The 18,141-nt window shown below is 71.3% G+C and carries 16 protein-coding genes; 13 read left to right on the plus strand and 3 right to left on the minus strand.

Features of this window, described 5'->3' with window-relative positions:
• Positions 1 to 76 precede the first annotated feature (76 nt).
• Positions 77 to 1,510 carry a glycosyltransferase family 2 protein gene (locus tag IH61_RS0131215; RefSeq protein ID WP_078911531.1) on the minus strand — a complete coding sequence of 478 codons (1,434 nt, stop codon included), beginning with the start codon at positions 1,508 to 1,510 and terminating at the stop codon, positions 77 to 79.
• Between the two features lie 196 nt (positions 1,511 to 1,706).
• On the opposite strand from IH61_RS0131215, the gene folC reads away from it, so the two are divergent.
• The 8 genes from folC to rodA all read left to right on the plus strand — a co-directional run bounded on the left by folC (position 1,707) and on the right by rodA (position 10,468).
• The gene (gene folC / locus IH61_RS0131220) at positions 1,707 to 3,098 is read left to right on the plus strand and encodes a bifunctional tetrahydrofolate synthase/dihydrofolate synthase (protein ID WP_031076004.1); all 1,392 of its coding nucleotides are present in this window, start codon (positions 1,707 to 1,709) and stop codon (positions 3,096 to 3,098) included.
• A 1-nt stretch (position 3,099) separates the two neighbouring features.
• Positions 3,100 to 3,453: a DUF4233 domain-containing protein gene (locus IH61_RS0131225; RefSeq protein ID WP_031076006.1), complete on the plus strand. Its 354-nt coding sequence runs from the start codon at positions 3,100 to 3,102 to the stop codon at positions 3,451 to 3,453.
• Between the two features lie 96 nt (positions 3,454 to 3,549).
• Positions 3,550 to 3,963, plus strand: a complete 414-nt coding sequence (gene ndk / locus IH61_RS0131230) for a nucleoside-diphosphate kinase (protein WP_031076007.1) — start codon at positions 3,550 to 3,552, stop codon at positions 3,961 to 3,963.
• Between the two features lie 319 nt (positions 3,964 to 4,282).
• A complete protein-coding gene (locus tag IH61_RS0131235) occupies positions 4,283 to 5,308 on the plus strand; it encodes a rod shape-determining protein (protein ID WP_031076009.1) in 1,026 nt (341 codons plus the stop codon).
• A gap of 115 nt (positions 5,309 to 5,423) precedes the next feature.
• Positions 5,424 to 6,356: a rod shape-determining protein MreC gene (gene mreC / locus IH61_RS0131240; RefSeq protein WP_031076010.1), complete on the plus strand. Its 933-nt coding sequence runs from the start codon at positions 5,424 to 5,426 to the stop codon at positions 6,354 to 6,356.
• 3 nt (positions 6,357 to 6,359) lie between these two features.
• On the plus strand, positions 6,360 to 7,001 hold the full coding sequence (mreD, locus tag IH61_RS0131245) for a rod shape-determining protein MreD (protein ID WP_037973610.1): 642 nt from the start codon (positions 6,360 to 6,362) through the stop codon (positions 6,999 to 7,001).
• A gap of 54 nt (positions 7,002 to 7,055) precedes the next feature.
• Positions 7,056 to 9,272 carry a penicillin-binding protein 2 gene (mrdA, locus tag IH61_RS0131250; protein ID WP_031076014.1) on the plus strand — a complete coding sequence of 739 codons (2,217 nt, stop codon included), beginning with the start codon at positions 7,056 to 7,058 and terminating at the stop codon, positions 9,270 to 9,272.
• Complete coding sequence (gene rodA, locus IH61_RS0131255) at positions 9,269 to 10,468, plus strand: rod shape-determining protein RodA (protein WP_031076015.1); 1,200 nt, start codon at positions 9,269 to 9,271, stop codon at positions 10,466 to 10,468. Before mrdA ends, rodA begins: the two co-directional genes overlap by 4 nt.
• A 67-nt stretch (positions 10,469 to 10,535) precedes the next feature.
• Here rodA and IH61_RS49770 read toward each other — a convergent pair whose 3' ends face one another.
• A complete protein-coding gene (locus IH61_RS49770) occupies positions 10,536 to 11,828 on the minus strand; it encodes a M14 family zinc carboxypeptidase (RefSeq protein ID WP_051838408.1) in 1,293 nt (430 codons plus the stop codon).
• A 352-nt stretch (positions 11,829 to 12,180) separates the two neighbouring features.
• Here IH61_RS49770 and IH61_RS0131265 point away from each other — a divergent pair, with 352 nt between their 5' ends.
• Positions 12,181 to 14,124, plus strand: coding sequence for a TIGR03960 family B12-binding radical SAM protein (locus IH61_RS0131265; protein WP_031076019.1), 1,944 nt, complete (start codon positions 12,181 to 12,183; stop codon positions 14,122 to 14,124).
• Between the two features lie 378 nt (positions 14,125 to 14,502).
• Here IH61_RS0131265 and IH61_RS0131275 read toward each other — a convergent pair whose 3' ends face one another.
• Entirely contained in the window at positions 14,503 to 15,855 is a 1,353-nt protein-coding gene (locus IH61_RS0131275) for a hypothetical protein (protein WP_031076023.1), read from the minus strand.
• 149 nt (positions 15,856 to 16,004) lie between these two features.
• Here IH61_RS0131275 and IH61_RS0131280 point away from each other — a divergent pair, with 149 nt between their 5' ends.
• The 4 genes from IH61_RS0131280 to IH61_RS41810 all read left to right on the plus strand — a co-directional run bounded on the left by IH61_RS0131280 (position 16,005) and on the right by IH61_RS41810 (position 17,722).
• Complete coding sequence (locus IH61_RS0131280; RefSeq protein WP_234327410.1) at positions 16,005 to 16,457, plus strand: ATP-binding protein; 453 nt, start codon at positions 16,005 to 16,007, stop codon at positions 16,455 to 16,457.
• Positions 16,458 to 16,611: 154 nt separating this feature from the next.
• The gene (locus IH61_RS0131285) at positions 16,612 to 16,968 is read left to right on the plus strand and encodes a hypothetical protein (protein ID WP_158845484.1); all 357 of its coding nucleotides are present in this window, start codon (positions 16,612 to 16,614) and stop codon (positions 16,966 to 16,968) included.
• Complete coding sequence (locus tag IH61_RS0131290; protein ID WP_158845487.1) at positions 16,965 to 17,267, plus strand: hypothetical protein; 303 nt, start codon at positions 16,965 to 16,967, stop codon at positions 17,265 to 17,267. Before IH61_RS0131285 ends, IH61_RS0131290 begins: the two co-directional genes overlap by 4 nt.
• 161 nt (positions 17,268 to 17,428) lie before the next feature.
• A complete protein-coding gene (locus IH61_RS41810; RefSeq protein ID WP_051838409.1) occupies positions 17,429 to 17,722 on the plus strand; it encodes a hypothetical protein in 294 nt (97 codons plus the stop codon).
• Positions 17,723 to 18,141 lie beyond the last annotated feature (419 nt).

An 18,141-nucleotide genomic window follows, 5' to 3' on the forward strand; every position in this document is an offset into this window, starting at 1 on the left:
GCACAGGCTCATGCGGGGCTCCGGGTGGCGGCGGGGTGGCGGGCGGGGAGGCAGGCGGGGGCGGGGCTCGGGAGGCTCAGGACTCGAGGGCGGTGGGGGCGCCGAGGGTGACCTTCTCGGCGTTGCGCCGGGTCTTGGCCCAGCCGTTGCGGCCGAGCAGCACCCGGGCGGCGCCGCGGGTCGCGACGACGAAGAGGTGGTAGGCGTACAGCCAGACCAGGACGCCCCACAGCAGCGCGGTGAGCCGGCTGCGGTCGGGGTGGACGAGGCGGCGGTAGGCGAAGCCCCAGAACACCATCGGCAGGGTGGCGAGGACGAAGGCGAGCAGCATCCACGGCCCGAAGCGCAGCTGGAACTCGGCGGTCTCCTCGGGGAAGAGCACCAGGCCGGCGCCGGTGATCCCGAGGGAGAGCGGCAGGAGCAGCACCAGCAGCACGCAGACCACGGGCTGGAGGAAGGTGTACATCACCTCGGCCTTGCCGGCCGCGGTGTAGTGCGGGGAGCGCAGCACCCGGCCGGTGTAGCGCAGGCACTGGATGTTGCCCTGGGCCCAGCGGGTGCGCTGGGTGAGGAAGCGCCGCGGCGAGATCAGGCCCTCCTGGGAGACGCTGGTCTCGCTGACGTGGGTGAGCCGCCAGCCGGCCAGGCGCAGGTCGAGGCCGGACTCGTAGTCCTCCAGCAGGGCGCGTTCGGGCCAGGGGCGTCCGGCGCGGCCCTCCTCGGCGGTGAGGGAGTCGAGGGCGGTGAGCCGGACGAACTGGCCGTTGCCGCCGAGGCCCACGCTGCCGGTGCGCCGGCGAAGCAGCTGCATGCCGGCATTGTTGGCCTGGAACTCGACGTCCTGCATCCGCACGAGGGCGCGGGCGAGGGCGTTGGCGGCGCGGCCGCGCCCGGGCAGGGGGAGTTCGTCGTCGGCGTTGCGCATCCGTACGCCGATCTGGACGGCGCCGGTGTCGGGGCGGCCGAGGGCCTTGGCGTTGCAGACCTGGGCGAGGGTGCCCGGGTCGAGCTGTCCGTCCGCGTCGACGACGCCGATGACGACGCGGGAGCGGTCGGTGCCCTCGGGCAGCCAGGCGGAGATCTCGCGGTAGGCGGCGTTGAGGGCGGCGCCCTTGCCGATCCGGGCGTGGGGGCGGCGGCGCTGGACGAGGTGGACGCGCGGGTCGTGCGCGGCGGCGGCGAGGACGAGCTCGCGGGTGGCGTCCTCGCTGTCGTCGTCGATGACCCACAGGTGGGCCTCGGGGGCGCCGGCCCGCAGGCCGTCCAGGGTCTGGACGACCACGGCCTCCTCGTCGCGGCAGGGGATGACCAGGTGCCACCGGAAGGCGGCGGGGTCGCCGGGTTCGGCGGGGGCGTTGTGCCTGAAGGCGTGGCGGGAGCCGGCCCAGTAGACGAGGAAGCGGCCGAAGACGAGGACCATGTAGCCGACGAGGACCAGGGAGATCAGCCCGGCGACCCAGACGATCGCGTCCTGACGGAGCAGGATCCACTCGTGCAGGGCGTCGGGCATGGTGGGGCGCTCCTCAAGATCAAAGGCTCATGGCTCCTAGTGTCTGCGAATCGATGCTCCATTGCCGTTCAAACTCGCTAAATCAATAGTAAAGGGAACGAACTGCGAACCAAAGGTGAAGAGCGGGCAAAGTGGCTGTTCTCACCCCGTTCGCACCCTGTCGGGACGGACCGCCGCCGCTCCGTAGACTGTGGTCGTGAGCGACAAGGCCGACCCGAACCCCTACACCCTCCGTCCCGCGGACGGTTCCCCTGCGGACGCGCTGCGCGACGTCGAGGTGGAACTCTCCAAGCGCTGGCCGGAGAACAAGCTGGAGCCCTCGCTCGACCGGATCGAGGCGCTGATGGACATCCTGGGCCAGCCCCAGCGGTCCTTCCCCTCCATCCACATCACCGGGACCAACGGCAAGACCTCCACCGCCCGGATGATCGAGCAGCTGCTCAACACCTTCGAGCTGCGCACCGGCCGCTACACCAGCCCGCACGTGGAGTCCGTCACCGAGCGGATCAGCCTGGACGGCGCCCCCATCACCCCCGAGCGCTTCGTCGAGGTCTACCGCGACATCGAGCCCTACGTGCAGATGGTCGACGCCGCCCAGCCGGTGGCGATGTCCTTCTTCGAGGTGCTGACCGGCATGGCCTACGCCGCCTTCGCCGACGCCCCGGTGGACGTCGCCGTGGTCGAGGTCGGCATGGGCGGCTCCTGGGACGCCACCAACGTCATCGACGCGTCCGTCGCCGTGATCACCCCCATAGGACTGGACCACACCGACAAGCTCGGCGAGACCACCGGCGAGATCGCCGTCGAGAAGTCCGGGATCGTCAAGTCCGGCGCCGTCGCCGTCGTCGCCCAGCAGCAGCTGGACGCCGCCCAGGTCATCCTGCGCCGCGCCGTCGAGGTGGACGCCACCGTCGCCCGCGAGGGCATGGAGTTCGGCGTCATCCGCCGCGAACTGGCCGTCGGCGGCCAGCTGATCACGCTGCGCGGGCTCGGCGGCGAGGAGTACGAGGACGTCTTCATCCCGCTGCACGGCGAGTACCAGGCGCAGAACGCGGCGCTCGCGCTGGCGGCCGTCGAAGCCTTCTTCGGTGTCGGCGGCGCCCGCGGCGGACAGCTCGACGTGGACAAGATCCGCCAGGGCTTCGCCGGCGTCTCCTCCCCGGGTCGCCTCGAGATCGTGCGCCGCAGCCCCACCATCCTCCTGGACGCCGCGCACAACCCGCACGGCGCCGAGGCCACCGTGGCCGCGCTCACCGAGTCCTTCGGCTTCACCCGGCTGGTCGGCGTGATCGGCACCTCCGGGGACAAGGACGTGGCCGGCGTGCTGGAAGCCTTCGAGCCGATCCTGGCCGAGGTCGTCATCACCCAGAACTCCACCCACCGCGCGATGGACGTGGACACGCTCGCGGCCCTGGCCGTGGAGATCTTCGGCGAGGACCGCGTGCAGGTCGAGCCCCGGCTCGACGACGCCATCGCCGCCGCCGTCTCCCTCGCCGAGGAGGAGGGCGACCTCGGCGGCGCCGGGGTGCTGGTCACCGGTTCGGTCATCACGGTGGGCGAGGCCCGCCTGCTGCTCGGGAGGAAGTGACATGAGGACGCTCTGCTCCTCGACGCTGATCGGCGAGGCGCTCCTGATCCTCTTCGCGGCCTGTGTCGCGATGCGGCTCTCCAGCGTCTCCACGGCGACGGTCTGGATCGTCAGCGGCATCGCCATGGCCCTGTGCCTGGCGCTCTGCGGCATGATCAACCGCCCCGGCGCGGTGCAGATCGGCTGGGCGCTGCAGATCGGCCTGATCGCCACCGGCTTCGTCCTGCCGACCATGTTCGGCCTCGGCGTGGTCTTCGCGGGCCTGTGGTGGTGCTCGGTGCACTACGGCCGCAAGGTCGACGAGTTCAAGGCCGCCCGCGCCGCAGCCGAGGCATCCGCCGCCGCCGCGGCCTAGACCACGCCACCGGGGCGGCAAGCCGACACGCCGTGTACGCAAGGTAATCTTCGCCCCGTACCCTCCCCGCCCATCCCCATCCCGAGGAGACGCACCGTGTCCCAGCGCACTCTCGTCCTGCTCAAGCCCGACGCCGTCCGCCGCGGCCTGGCCGGCGAGATCATCAGCCGCATCGAGCGCAAGGCCGGCTGGCGCTTCGCCGCCGTCGAGCTGCGCACCTTCGACCGGGCGACGCTGGAGCAGCACTACGCCGAGCACGTCGGCCGCCCGTTCTACGAGCCGCTGCTGGAGTTCATGACCTCCGGCCCCTCGCTCGCGCTGATCGTCGAGGGCGAGGAGGTCGTGAAGGGCATCCGCATGCTCGCCGGGGCCACCAACCCGCTGGAGGCCGGCGCCGGCACCATCCGCGGCGACTACGCGACGATCACCCGCGAGAACCTGATCCACGCCTCCGACTCCCCGGAGTCCGCCGAGCGCGAGATCAAGATCTTCTTCCCGGCTCACGCCTGAGATCGAGGACGACGCGCCTGAGGGCCGTTCGTCACGCCCCGGTCGGGACCATTGGCCCGGCCGGGGCATTCTTATCGGGAAATAGGCAACCGCGGTCGCCGACACGGCGTCCCAATCCTCGGAGAAGCCATCACGCTCCGGACAATGGACGGTATGCCCCACGTCGACGTCCCCACCGCGCGGCGTGACTACGATGGACGCGACTCGAGGGCCCGGTAAGGCAGCTCAGCTGGTCTCCGCCCAAGCGCTGGCGCGCGCTTTCGTCCCCCCTCCATGAACTCCGAGCCCGGGAAGGCACCTACACCCCATGGCGAGCAACCTGTCGTTCATCGGACGAGACCTGGCGATCGACCTCGGAACTGCCAACACGCTGGTGTACGTCAGGGGCAAGGGCATCGTTCTCAACGAGCCGTCCGTGGTCGCGGTCAACACCAACACCGGCGGCATCCTCGCGGTCGGCGCCGAGGCCAAGAAGATGATCGGCCGCACGCCGGGCAACATCGTCGCCATCCGCCCGCTCAAGGACGGTGTGATCGCCGACTTCGAGATCACCGAGCGGATGCTGCGCTACTTCATCCTCAAGATCCACCGCCGCCGCTACCTCGCCCGCCCGCGCGTCGTGGTCTGCGTGCCCTCCGGCATCACCGGCGTCGAGCGCCGCGCCGTCATCGAAGCCTCCTCGCAGGCCGGCGCCCGCCAGGTCCACATCATCGAGGAGCCGATGGCCGCCGCCATCGGCGCGGGCCTGCCCGTCCACGAGGCCACCGGCAACATGGTCGTCGACATCGGCGGCGGCACCACCGAGGTCGCCGTCATCTCCCTCGGCGGCATCGTCACCGCCCAGTCCATCCGGGTCGCCGGCGACGAGCTGGACAACGCGATCGTCCAGCACATCAAGAAGGAGTACTCCCTCCTCCTGGGCGAGCGCAGCGCCGAGCAGATCAAGATGAGCATCGGCAGCGCCTTCGGCCTCGAGGGCGAGAAGGACGAGCACGCCGAGATCCGCGGCCGCGACCTCGTCAGCGGCCTGCCCAAGACCGTCGTCATCTCCGCCGCCGAGGTCCGCGAGGCCATCGACGAGCCGGTCAACTCGATCATCGACGCCGTCAAGACCACCCTCGACCAGTGCCCGCCCGAGCTCGCCGGCGACGTCATGGACCGGGGCATCGTGCTCACCGGCGGCGGCGCCCTGCTGCGCGGCCTGGACGAGCGGCTGCGCCGCGAGACCGGCATGCCGATCCACATCGCCGAGAACCCGCTCGACTCCGTCGCGCTCGGCTCCGGCAAGTGCGTCGAGGAGTTCGAGGCCCTCCAGCAGGTACTCGACGCCTCTCCGCGCCGTTAACCGTACGCCGACCCGCCCGGCACCTCCGCAAGATCCGACACTCGACTGAACGGGCGGCCGCCCGGGTTTCACAGCCCCGTGCGGCCGCCAGGTACGAAGGGGCAGTACCAGCACCGTGAGGGACACACGAGAGAGCCGGCTACTGCTCATCCTGCTGGTGGCCGTCGCCTTCGCGCTGATCACCGTGGACATCAAGGGCGGTGAGGATTCCCCGCTCGGCGGCGCCCGCCGCGCCGCCGCGAGCGCGCTCGGCCCGGTCGAGCGCGGCGCGGCCGGCATCGTCGACCCCGTCGCCGACACCGTCCGCGCCTTCCGCGACGCCACCACCGACAGCGGCCGCGCCGACCAGCTCGCCCGCGAGAACACCGAACTGCGGCAGAAGCTCGCCTCCTCCGACATGGCGAGCGGGCGCGGCAAGCAGCTCGACGACCTGTTGCGCACCGCCGGCGCCGGCGGCTACACCGTCAAGGCCGCCCAGGTCATCGCGATCGGCCCGGCCCAGGGCTTCTCCTGGACCATCACCATCGACGCCGGCGGCGACGACGGCCTCACCCGCGACATGACCGTCATCAACGGACAGGGCCTGGTCGGCCGGATCACCACCGTCGCCCCGACCACCGCCACCGTGCTGCTCGCCTCCGACCCCGGCTTCTCGGCCGGCACCCGGCTGGAGGGCAGCGGCGAGATCGGCTTCGCCTCCGGCGGCGGCGACAGCCCGATGAAGGTCTCGCTGCTCAACGGCAAGGCGCAGGTCAAGGCCGGGGACCGGCTGGTCACCTTCGGCTCGCAGAGCGGGCGCCCGTTCGTCCCCGGCGTGCCGGTCGGCAAGGTCACCGAGGTCCAGGCCAACGCCGGGCAGCTGACCAAGACCGTCCTCGTCGAGCCCTTCGTCCAGTTCACCCGGCTGGACCTGATCGGCGTGGTCGTCGTGCCGCCGCGCACCGACCCGCGCGACGCCGTGCTGCCGCCCGCCCCCGCGCCCGGACAGCCCCAGGCCCCGGGCACCGCGCCCGCCGCCCCGCCCGCCAAGCCCAATGGGGGGAACTGAGCCATGCGCCTCGCCCGCATCCCCGTCTCCGCCGCCCTGATCCTGATCGGCCTGATCCTCCAGGTCAGCGTCTTCGGCCGGCTCCAACTCCCGGGCGCGACCCCGGACATACTGCTGCTCGTCGTCATCGGCCTCGCGCTGGTGTACGGGCCCACCGGCGGCTGCCTGGTCGGCTTCTTCGCCGGCCTGGTCGCCGACCTCGCCCCGCCCTCGGACCACGCGATCGGCCGCTACGCCCTGGTGCTCTGCCTGATGGGCTACGCCGCCGGACTGCTGCGCCCCGACCACGGCCGCCAGCGCTCCGTCCTCAGCGCCCTGATGGTCGTCGGCGCCGCCGCGATCGCCTCCACCCTGCTGTACGCGATGGTCGGCGCCCTCGTCGGCGACACCGCCGCCCGGCACGTGGGCCTGGGCGGCCTGGTGATCAGCGCCCTGCTGTACGACCTGCTCCTGGCGCCCTTCGTGGTGCCCGTGGTGATGCTGCTCGGCCGCCGCTTCGGCCGCGACCCGGTGACCGCCGCCGACGGCAACGACGAGGGCGGCCCGGGCCTGGGCACGCTGGCGCGCTACCGCACCACCCGCGAGGTCTCCTCCGGACCGTCGTACAAGAAGCGGCGCATGCCCGGCTTCGCCCGCCGCCCCTAGCCCTTCGGGGCCCCTCGACCCTTCGACCTCCCCGCATCCTGGAGCGCACGAGACGTGAGCAACATCCCCGAGACCGGCCGTACCCGGCGGGTGACGATCCGTCTGGTGGTGCTGCAGATCCTGGTGCTGTCGCTGCTCGCCACCCTGGGCGGGCGGCTGTGGTACCTGCAGATCCGCAACGCCAAGGAGTACACCGCCAAGGCGACCGGCAACCACATCCGCGAGGTGGTCGAGCCGGCCGTGCGCGGCGAGATCCTGGACGCCTCCGGGCGGGTCCTGGCCGGCAACGAGACCCGGCTGGTGGTGTCCGTCAGCCGTACCTCGCTGCTCCAGCAGAAGGACGGCGGCAAGGCCGTGCTCGGCCGGCTGGCGGGCGTGCTGGGGATCCTGGCCAAGGACGTGCAGGAGAAGGTCCGGCTCTGCGACGCCAAGACGCAGCAGCCCTGCTGGAACGGTTCCCCCTACCAGCCGATCCCGGTGACCAAGGAGGCCACCACCCAGCAGGCGATGCAGATAATGGAGCGCCGCGAGGACTTCCCCGGGGTCACCGCTCAGCCCACCGCCGTGCGCCGCTACACCGGCGCCGAGGGCGCCAACCTCGCCCAGGTGCTCGGCTACCTCTCGCCGGTCACCGACGACGAGGTGAGCAGGACCGCCGACAAGAAGGGCCTCGACCGCTACCTCCCGGCCGACCAGATCGGCCGCGCCGGGCTGGAGTCGGTGTACGACCGCGACCTCCGCGGCACCGCCGGCATCACCCAGCTGGAGGTGGACAACCTCGGCCGGGTCATCGGCACCGCCGGGACCGTCGCCCCGCAGACCGGCGACAACCTGGTGACCAGCATCGACGCCCGGGTGCAGAAGGTCGTCGAGGAGAACCTCGTCCAGGCCATGAACGACGCCCGCAACACCTTCGACAAGGTCACCAACCGCAACTACGAGGCCGACTCCGGCGCCGCCGTCGTCATGGACGTGCACACCGGGCGGATCGTCGCCATGGCCAGCGCCCCGACCTACGACCCCAACCTGTGGGTGGGCGGCATCAGCGGCAAGGACTACCAGGCGCTGACCAGCAAGGACTCCAACTTCCCGCTGCTGAACCGCGCCATACAGGGTCAGTCCGCCCCCGGCTCGACCTTCAAGGTCATCTCCACCACCGCCGCCGTGCAGGCCGGCTACTCGCTGGACGGCCACTACGACTGCCCGAAGAGCCTGACCATCGGCGGCCGCGAGTTCAAGAACTTCGAGAGCGAGAACTTCGGCGCGATCTCCCTGGAGAAGGCGCTCGAGGTCTCCTGCGACACCGTCTTCTACGGACTGGCGTACGACCAGTGGATGAAGGACGGCGGCATCAAGCCCAAGAAGGACCCGGGCGACTGGTTCTTCAAGACCGCCCACCAGTTCGGCCTCGGCGCCAAGACCGGCATCGACCTGCCGGCCGAGGTGACCGGCCGGGTGCCGGACCGGCAGTGGAAGCAGTCCTTCTACGACAACAACAAGGACGCCTGGTGCGCGCAGGCGCAGAAGGGCGGCAACAGCTTCTCGGACCAGATCGCCCGGGAGAACTGCGTCGACGGCTACCAGATGCGCGCCGGTGACGCCGTCAACTTCGCGATCGGCCAGGGCGACACCCTCGTCACCCCCGTGCAGATGGCCCGGATCTACTCGGCGCTGGCCAACGGCGGCACGTTCTACCGGCCCACCATCGCCAAGGCCGTCATAAGCCCGGGCGGGGATCTCGTCCGCGAGATCGCCCCGCACGAGGACGCCAAGTTCCCCGGTGACGAGAAGCTGCTCAGCTACATCAACCAGGCCACCGCGGGCGTCATCACCAGCGGCACCGCCGCCTGGAAGTTCGGCGGGGCGGGCTGGCCGCAGAACAAGATCGAGCTGCACGCCAAGACCGGCACCGCCGAGGTCGAGGGCAAGCAGACCACCTCCTGGCTGACCACGTACAGCAAGGACTACGCCGTCGTCATGACGATCAGCCAGGGCGGCACCGGCTCCGGCGGCTCCGGCGACGCCGTGCGCCGGATCTACCAGGCGCTGTACGGCGTGGTGGACGACAAGGGCACCATCGACCCGTCGAAGGCGCTGCTGCCCACGCCGCAGGCGCAGCTGCCCAAGTTCAACCCGGACGGCACCGCGATCATCAAGCCGGCCGCCTACCGGGCCGACGCCGCTCCGGCCGCGCCCGCGCTGCCGTACAGCCCCCTCGCCGCCGACAGCGCGCTGGAACCGACCCGAGGCCCCGGAAGGGGGCGGGCATGACCTCCTACGGCTCCTACCGGCAGCTGCGGCTGACTCCGCAGCGCACCGGGGTCTCCAAGGCCCTGGCCAAGGACTCCCCGCTGTGGCGGCTGGACTGGATACTGCTGCTCGCCGGGCTCGCGCTCTCGCTGGTCGGTTCGATACTGGTCTGGTCGGCCACCAAGGGCCGGGACAACCTCACCCACGGGGACCCGCAGTACTTCCTGTACCGGCACCTGACCAACTTCGTCATCGGCCTGGTCCTGTGCGCCGTGGTGATAGCCATAGGGAGTCGGCGGACGCGCACCCTGGTGCCCTTCGTCTACGTCGGCGTGATCCTGCTGCTGATGGCCACGCTCAGTCCGCTGGGCTCCACCGTCAACGGCGCGCACTCGTGGATCCAGCTGGGCGGCGGGTTCTCGATCCAGCCGGCCGAGTTCGCCAAGGTGGCGATCCTGCTGGCGATGGCGGTCGTGCTCTCCGACCAGGTGGACGCGGGGGAGCGGGAGTTCCCCTCGCACCGGGCGGTGTTCCGGGGCCTGATCTGGGCCTGCCTGCCGATGGGCCTGGTCCTGCTGATGCCGGACGCCGGGTCGACCATGGTGATGTCCGCGATCGTGCTGGGCATCCTGCTCGGCTCGGGCGCGGCCAACCGCTGGGTGCTCGGGCTGCTCGCGGTCGGCGTCTGCGGCAGCATCGCGGTGTGGAAGCTGGGCCTGCTGAGCCAGTACCAGATCGACCGCTTCGCCGCCTTCGCCAACCCGCAGCTGGACCCGAACGGCGTCGGCTACAACACCGCGCAGGCCCGCATCGCGATCGGCTCGGGCGGGCTGACGGGCAAGGGGCTGTTCCACGGCACGCAGACCATAGGGCAGTTCGTGCCGGAGCAGCAGACCGACTTCGTCTTCACCGTCGCCGGTGAGGAGCTGGGCTTCGTCGGCGCCCTGGCGATAATCGCGCTGGTCGGCGTGATCCTGTGGCGGGCCTGCCGGATCGCCCGGCAGGCGACGGACCTGTACGGGACGATCGTGGCGGCGGGGATCATCGCCTGGTTCTCGTTCCAGGCGTTCGAGAACATCGGGATGTGCCTGGGCATCATGCCGGTGGCGGGCATCCCGCTGCCGTTCGTCTCGTACGGCGGGTCGTCGATGTTCTCGGTCTGGGTCGGGATCGGGCTGTTGCAGGCGGTGCGCAGCCAACGGCCCATAGCGGCCTGACCGTTGGTGTTCGGGCCGGTCCGGGAGTCTCCCGGGCCGGCCCGCTGTCGTGTCGGGCGGGGAGCGGTCAGAGCAGCAGGTCCGCGGTGGTGAGGACGGCGCGGGTCTGGTGGGCGAGCTGCTCCTGGACGGGGACCCAGCGGGCGCCGAAGCGGTGGCGCAGCTGGTCGAGGCTGTCGGTGACGATCGCGCGGGCGCGGTCCCTGGCCGCCTCGGCGGCGGCGCCGCGCGCGCCCGCGAGCAGCCGCAGCAGCAGGGAGGCGACGCGTAGGGGCAGGCGGGCCGCGACCAGCCCGGCGGTGGTCACCCGGGCGACGGTCAGCGGCTCGGCGCTCCACCGCTCCCGCCACTCCTCGGCCATGCGCGGCCCGACCGCCAGGTTGAACTCGGCCGTGCGCAGCAGCGGCGCGTGCTCGTCGCGGGCGCGCGCCGGGACGTGGGGGAGCAGGGCCGTGAGCTCCGCCGCCCGGGTCTCGAGGGCGCGGGCGGCGGCGTCCACGGCTTCGGCGGGCCGGGGGTGGGGCCGGGCGTCGGCCACCGCGTCCACGGCCCACATCGGCACCTCCAGGACGGCCGTGACGGCCCCGTACCGGGCCGCGTAGGACCAGGTGGACAGCTCGGGCTCGTCCGGCAGGGCCTGGGGGGCGGCGGTGCTGCCGGGGGAGGGCATCAGATAGGTGCCGGGGGCGGGGCTGGGCCAGCCGATGGCGTCGTAGCAGTCCAGGTCCAGGGGCAGCCCGGCGCGCTCGGCGGAGCGGGCGAGGCGTTCGGGCAGCCCGGGGACGGGGCCGGTGAGCTGCACGAAGGCGCCGCCGAAGTCGACGCCGTGCAGCGAGCACTGGAGGAAGGGGCGCAGTTCGTCGATGAGGTCGGTCAGCGCCCGACTCTCCGGCATCGGCGGACGGCCGGAGCCGGGGGCGGGCAGCAGTTCCGGCTGCTCCTCGAAGGAGGGGCGGAAGAAGTGCTCGTAGTGGCGGCGCATGGTGAGCGGGCCGTCGAGCCAGCCGGAGCCGAGCGCGGCGCCGTCCGGGTCGAGGCAGAGCAGCAGGTGCCAGGACAGGCCGGGGCGGGCGGGGCGGTCGAGCAGGATCTCGGCCAGGCGCAGGGCCCCGGCGGTGCCGATGGGTTCGTTGGGATGGGGGCCGCCGACGACCAGGGCGGCGCGGGGGCCGCGGTCGACGGAGAGCAGGAGCAGCGGGCGTCCGGCCCGGGAGTGGCCCACTTCGCGCAGCCGGCAGCGGTCCGGGTGGCGCAGGGCGAGCCGCCGGGCGGCGGACTCGGCCTGGGCCTGCGTGGGGTAGCGGGCCGGTCGGGTGTCGAGGGTCCGCAGGGGACGGACCCGCCGACCGGTGTCGGTCATGGTTCTCCTTGCGCCGGGCACGGGGCCGCCGGGGAGCGGTTGGCACGGGGGTACCGGGAGCGGGGGACGGGGAAGCGGTGAGGGGCGGTCGGGAGGGAGGGGACGGGCCGGGGCTACCCGGCGCGGGTGCGAGCGTACGACTCAACTCGGGTGTCCGGAAGGGGCGCAGAGTTGTCTGACGGGGCCCTGCCAGGACGGCGCGGGCGCTCCGGGGCGCAGCGCGGGCACGCTCCGGGCGCCCGGGGGCCGTTCGGGGGCCCGGTCGGTCGTCCACGGGATTGGGCTACCCTTGAGGGTCACCCCTCCCGTGCCGGCCAGCGGCACCGAATCACGTCGTAAGGGTTCCTAGTACATGACTGTCGAATCGGTCTTCCCACGCCTGGAGGCCCTCCTCCCGCACGTCCAGAAGCCGATCCAGTACGTCGGCGGCGAGCTCAACTCGACCGTCAAGGACTGGGACGCCTGCGACGTCCGCTGGGCGTTGATGTACCCCGACGCCTACGAGGTCGGCCTGCCCAACCAGGGCGTCATGATCCTCTACGAGGTGCTCAACGAGCGCGAGGGCGTCCTCGCCGAGCGCACCTACAGCGTCTGGCCCGACCTCGAGGCGCTGATGCGCGAGCACGGCGTCCCGCAGTTCACCGTCGACGCGCACCGCCCGGTGAAGGCGTTCGACGTGTTCGGCCTCTCCTTCTCCACCGAGCTCGGCTACACCAACATGCTGACCGCGCTCGACCTCGCGGGCATCCCGCTGGAGGCGAAGGACCGCACCGACGAGGACCCGATCGTCCTGGCCGGCGGCCACGCCGCCTTCAACCCGGAGCCGATCGCCGACTTCATCGACTGCGCCGTGATCGGCGACGGCGAGCAGGCCGTCCTCGACATCACGGAGATCGTCCGCGCCTGGAAGGCCGAGGGCCGCCCGGGCGGCCGGGACGAGGTGCTGCTGCGCCTGGCCCGTACCGGCGGCGTGTACGTGCCGCGGTTCTACGACGTGGAGTACCTGCCGGACGGCCGCATCGGCCGCGTCGTGCCGAACGCCCCCGGCGTGCCGTGGCGGGTGTCCAAGCACACCGTCATGGACCTCGACGAGTGGCCCTACCCCAAGCAGCCGCTCGTCCCGCTCGCCGAGACCGTCCACGAGCGGATGTCCGTCGAGATCTTCCGCGGCTGCACCCGCGGCTGCCGCTTCTGCCAGGCCGGCATGATCACGCGCCCCGTGCGGGAGCGAAGCATCACCGGCATCGGCGAGATGGTCGAGCGCGGGCTCAAGGCGACCGGCTTCGAGGAGGTCGGCCTGCTGTCGCTCTCCAGCGCCGACCACACCGAGATCGGCGAGGTCGCCAAGGGCCTGGCCGACCGCTACGCCGAGGACAAGATCGGCCTGTCGCTGCCCTCCACCCGCGTCGACGCCTTCAACATCGACCTCGCCAACGAGCTGTCCCGCAACGGGCGCCGCTCGGGCCTCACCTTCGCCCCCGAGGGCGGCAGCGAGCGCATGCGCAAGGTGATCAACAAGATGGTGTCGGAGGAGGACCTCATCCGCACCGTCGCCACCGCCTACGGCAACGGCTGGCGCCAGGTGAAGCTGTACTTCATGTGCGGCCTGCCCACCGAGACCGACGAGGACGTCCTCCAGATCGGCGAGATGGCGAAGAACGTCATCCAGAAGGGCCGCGAGGTCACCGGCCAGAACGACATCCGCTGCACCGTCTCCATCGGCGGGTTCGTGCCCAAGCCGCACACCCCGTTCCAGTGGGCCCCGCAGCTGTCCGCCGAGGCCACCGACGCCCGCCTCGCCAAGCTGCGCGACTCCATCCGCGGCGACCGCAAGTACGGCAAGAACATCGGCTACCGCTACCACGACGGCAAGCCCGGCATCATCGAGGGCCTCCTCTCCCGCGGCGACCGCCGCGTCGGCGCGATCATCCGCGCCGTCTACGACGACGGCGGCCGCTTCGACGGCTGGCGCGAGCACTTCTCCTACGATCGCTGGATGGCCTGCGCCGAGAAGGGCCTCACCGGCACCGGCGTCGACGTCGACTGGTACACCACCCGCGAGCGCACCTACGAGGAGGTCCTCCCCTGGGACCACCTGGACAGCGGCCTCGACAAGGACTGGCTCTGGGAGGACTGGCAGGACGCCCTCGAGGAGGTCGAGGTCGACGACTGCCGCTGGACCCCCTGCTTCGACTGCGGCGTGTGTCCCCAGATGGGGACATGGGTACAAACAGGTCCGACCGGCAAGAAGCTGCTTCCGCTGACGGTCGTCAACGGCGCTGACCAGCAGAAATAGCTGACCCATGGGTGACACGGTGAGTGAGTTGTGTGACTTAATTCACAGCCTCCCTGAGGGTGAACGGGAGTTCGTTCTGGGCGCGCTCGGCATGAGCCACGCCCCGGGCGGGCCCGCCCCCGCCCCCAGGGAGGCCCGGCAAGGCGGCCAGAGGACCCCTCTGCCCGCCGCCCGGAGCACCTCGGGCATCGAGTCCTCGATCGAGTGGGTCTGACCCCTTGAACGCCACAGGAGCCCTCCCCGAATCTCTCGGGGAGGGCTCCTGTGCTTGCTGGGGTTGTTCACCTTCGGGCGATGGCCGGTGGCTGTCGGTTGCTACCTGTCGATCGGGCCCTCCCCCCGGCGCGGGAGAGGGCCCGATGAAGCATCCGGTGTTGATCAGGCTGCGAGCACTCCGCGCGCCCGCTCATTGAAGTCGGCCACGAGGGCGTGGCGGCCGAAGGGCACCATCTGCTGCTTGAGGTGCTGGACGGCCTCGACGGCGCGGGACGACTTGACCTGGCCGGTGAGCGAGAGGGTCCGGAGGCCGGCCGCGTGGGCGGCTTCGAGGTCTCGGCGCTGGAGGTGGGACACGGCGAGCGCGGCCTGAGACATGGCCCCGCGTCGGGCCCGCTTCTGGGCCCTGGCGTGGTCGATCGACAGGCGGGCGTACCGCTCGGACTCGGCGGGGTCGCTCAGGTCCTGGAACGTCTGCGCGTGCTCGCCGTTCAGATAGGCGGGATCGATGAAACGGGCCCACTCGGCTTCGTTGTCGAGCTGGACATTCTCGTACGCCTTCTCCGACGCTGCGACCGCCTGAGCGGCTGCGCGCGTCTCCCGCAGCTTGGCCAGCGCGCGGCCTTCGAGTGCCCAAAGGTCCGCTAGGCAGGCGTGGGACTCCGGGCTCCTGGACAGACCCGCACGCCCGGCCTGGGCGAGCCTGCGGCCCTCGTCCGGGTGTCCGAGCAGCGTGGCCTGATCGGCCATACCGGCGAGCACGTGAGCGCCGAGCGCTGGGTTCCCGGACTCCTCGGCGAGGCGGAGGGACTGGATCAGGTACCGCTGGGCCGGTCCGTGCTCGCCGTTGTCGTACGCCATCCATCCGAGCAGGTAGGTCTGTTCTGCGGCGGCCTCGGACAGGGCTCGGCGGATCTCTTCGGTGTGGGTCTCCCGCAGCAGCGGGAACACGTGCTCGTTCATGTAGGCGGCGAGTGCCAGGCGGCCTGAGCCGCCGCCTTGGAAGATGTCCATCTGCTGGAACGCGCCGAACATGTTCTTCACAGCGGTCACGTCTTCGAGCTGGACCCGCCGGCCGGGCTTCGGTGCCTGGTCGAGTGTCTGGAGCAGCCAGTCACGGGACGGCCCGACTGCTGCCGCAACAGCGAATGTCGATCCGGTCAGGAACATCCGTCGATCCACGTCGGCCCTCCCTAGGTCTGCAACTGCCTCCACCGTAGCGGGATAGGACTGGTTGTAGACAAGGGCCCGGTCGGCGACGGACGACTTCTCAAGTCCGAGGTCGTACGCGGTGACGCGGTAGCCGAAGTGGGATGAGAACACGTCCGACAGGATGTCCGGCACGGGCCAGCGGGGAGTCTGGCCGTCGAGCCAGCGCTTGACGCTGGACGGGTCGGACGAGATGTGGCCGTGGCCGCCCTCGGCAGCCTTCGAGCGAACACGGCGGGCGAGTTCTCCGAGCGACCAGCCGGTTCGTCCCAACCAGTCGGCGAGTTGAGCGTTCGGTGTCTTCAAGATCGTTCCCCTGTCGGCGGTCTGACGACCATTCACAACGGTTCAACACCCTTTACGAGATTACTCCCGTACGGCCTGGCGGTGTTGTCTGAAACGGAGGGTTCGTGCTGCTTCACGGGCCGACGAGTCAGGCGAGGGTTGGGGCAGATGTGGTGAACAAGGCGGGTACATCGGCGGGGGAGTCGGCGTCCGCGCCCGGCCCGTGGGTGGCCTTCTGGCTGCCCCGCCACCGGCGGTCGGTCGGTGAGGCGCGGTGGCAGCTGCAGAACTTCCTGCACGACGTTCCGGGCGGCTTCGACCTCGTCGACAGCTGCGAAGTCGTGGTCTCCGAGCTGGTGACCAATGCGGTCCTGCACGCCCGAGTGCCCAAGGGACGGCGGATCGCGGTGCGCTTCGAGAGCACATCCGGGCACCTGCGGATCGAGGTGCACGACGCGAGCAGCGAGAAGCCCGCCATCCGGCGGGCCGTCTGCCCGGACGACAGCTCAGGACGCGGATTGCGCCTGGTCGAGGCGCTGTCCGTGGAATGGGGCTGCACGGCCCGGCCGGAAGGCATTGGAAAGATCGTTTGGGCCCTGGTGGGCCCGGAAGGCGGTGAGTGATGGGAGACAAGCGGGCGTCCGGGGCGGCGGTGGCGCGGTGCTTCTACTGCGGTGCAGGGCTGCGGAAAGCGGCGGCCCGGTACATCGTCGTCAACGGTCAGACCGTTGGTGTCCACAAGCGGCACCCGCGCCGTACCGGGGAGGTGTCGGCGTGATGACGCCCGCGCGGGACAGGGGCCCTGCGGCCATGGGCGCGGCCTCGGCCGGCGGTGCGGGGGCTGACGGCGTCTCGCCGTACCCGTTCCCGGTGCTGGTGGAGATCCGGGGAGTGACGGGGCCCGCGCGGTTCTCCCGTCTGTCGGACGCGTTGGCGGCGCTCCTGGGGTCGCTGCGCGCCCTGCCCCTCGACGAGGAACAGTGGAAGTACTTCGAGGAACTACTCGGGCCGTCGGCCGTGCAGTCCGTCGGGCATCGGCTCGCGACGTACGGGGAGGTGCGGGCGCTGGCCTTCCTCGACCTGACCCCGACCGTGGTCCTGCTGTACCCGGCCGAGCGTTCGGTGTCGCCGTGAACCGCCGTCGGTTGCTGGCCTGGTGGGATCGGGTCACGGTCTGGTGGCTGCTCCATGGCCAGTTCTCCCGGCCGATGCGGGCCATCTCGCCGGGGCGGCGGGCCGCGCACCGTATCACGGCTGAGTGGTGCGCCGAAACCGGGTACGCGGACGAGATTCGCTTGCGGCTGCTGTACCGAATCCGGCGGGATCGGCTGGGAGTTGAGGACGACCCGATAGCCGAACTGTGCGAGGAGTTGCTGTTCCAGCGGATCTTCGGACGGGGCGAGGAAGAGACCGCGCGGGACCTCCGCACCTGACTTGATCAGGGACAACTGAAGACGTGCCGGACCACCCCGTGACCTTGGCGGGGAAGGGGTGGTCCGGTGGGTCGGAACCCGGTGCCGATGGTATCGGGCTCCTCGGCATGTGTGCGTACCGATGGCCGGTTCGGTTGTAGATCAAGGGAGTTGAAGCGCAGTTGGACGGGGACGACGACTTCGGTGCGGAGTTGGCGGCGAGCCTCGACCCGGACTCGTGGGTGTGGCTGCCGGGGGTGGACTACGCGGCCGGGTGGCGGGTCGCGCGCGAGGCGGCGGACCAGCTGAACGCGCTGCTGGCGGCCGGTGGTGTGGAGCGGTCACAGTTGCGGGCGATCGCCGACACCGACGCCCAGGGCAGGCCGGTGGTGCGCCTGGAAGGTGTGACGGCGGGCTGGCTTCACTTGGAGGCACTGATGCGTCTGGCCGCGAACGTGCGCCGTGAGCCGACCTGACCGGGCCCGGTGGGCGGGGAGCCGGTGCGCGTGGCCGGTTGGGGGAGGCTTTGGGCGGTGTCCTTGCGGGGTTGGGGTCGGGCATGGTCGGGGGGCCGTAAGCTGCTGCGGACTCGGTCAGGGCTTTTGGGCCTGACCGCAATTTGGCCGAGTGGCCCCCCGTCCTTGCCCGGCGCGGGCCCCGGCCCGGCAAGGTGCGTAAAGCCTCCCTTGGCCGGCCACCCCAGCCACCCGTGCGGCGAACGGGCCTGCGCGCCCTCACCCTTGAGTGGGCTGTACCTCGCAGGCGGCCAGCCGCCCGGCCCGGAACGGCCGCAAGGCCGCACGCCCGGCCGGGGCGGCTGGGGCCGCCGGCGGCGCGGACGCGCCGCCGCTTGAGTAAGTGAAGGCAAGTTGCGACAGCCCCCGCCCCCTGGTCC

This window comes from Streptomyces sp. NRRL WC-3742, from assembly GCF_000720635.1.
GTDB lineage: Bacteria > Actinomycetota > Actinomycetes > Streptomycetales > Streptomycetaceae > Kitasatospora.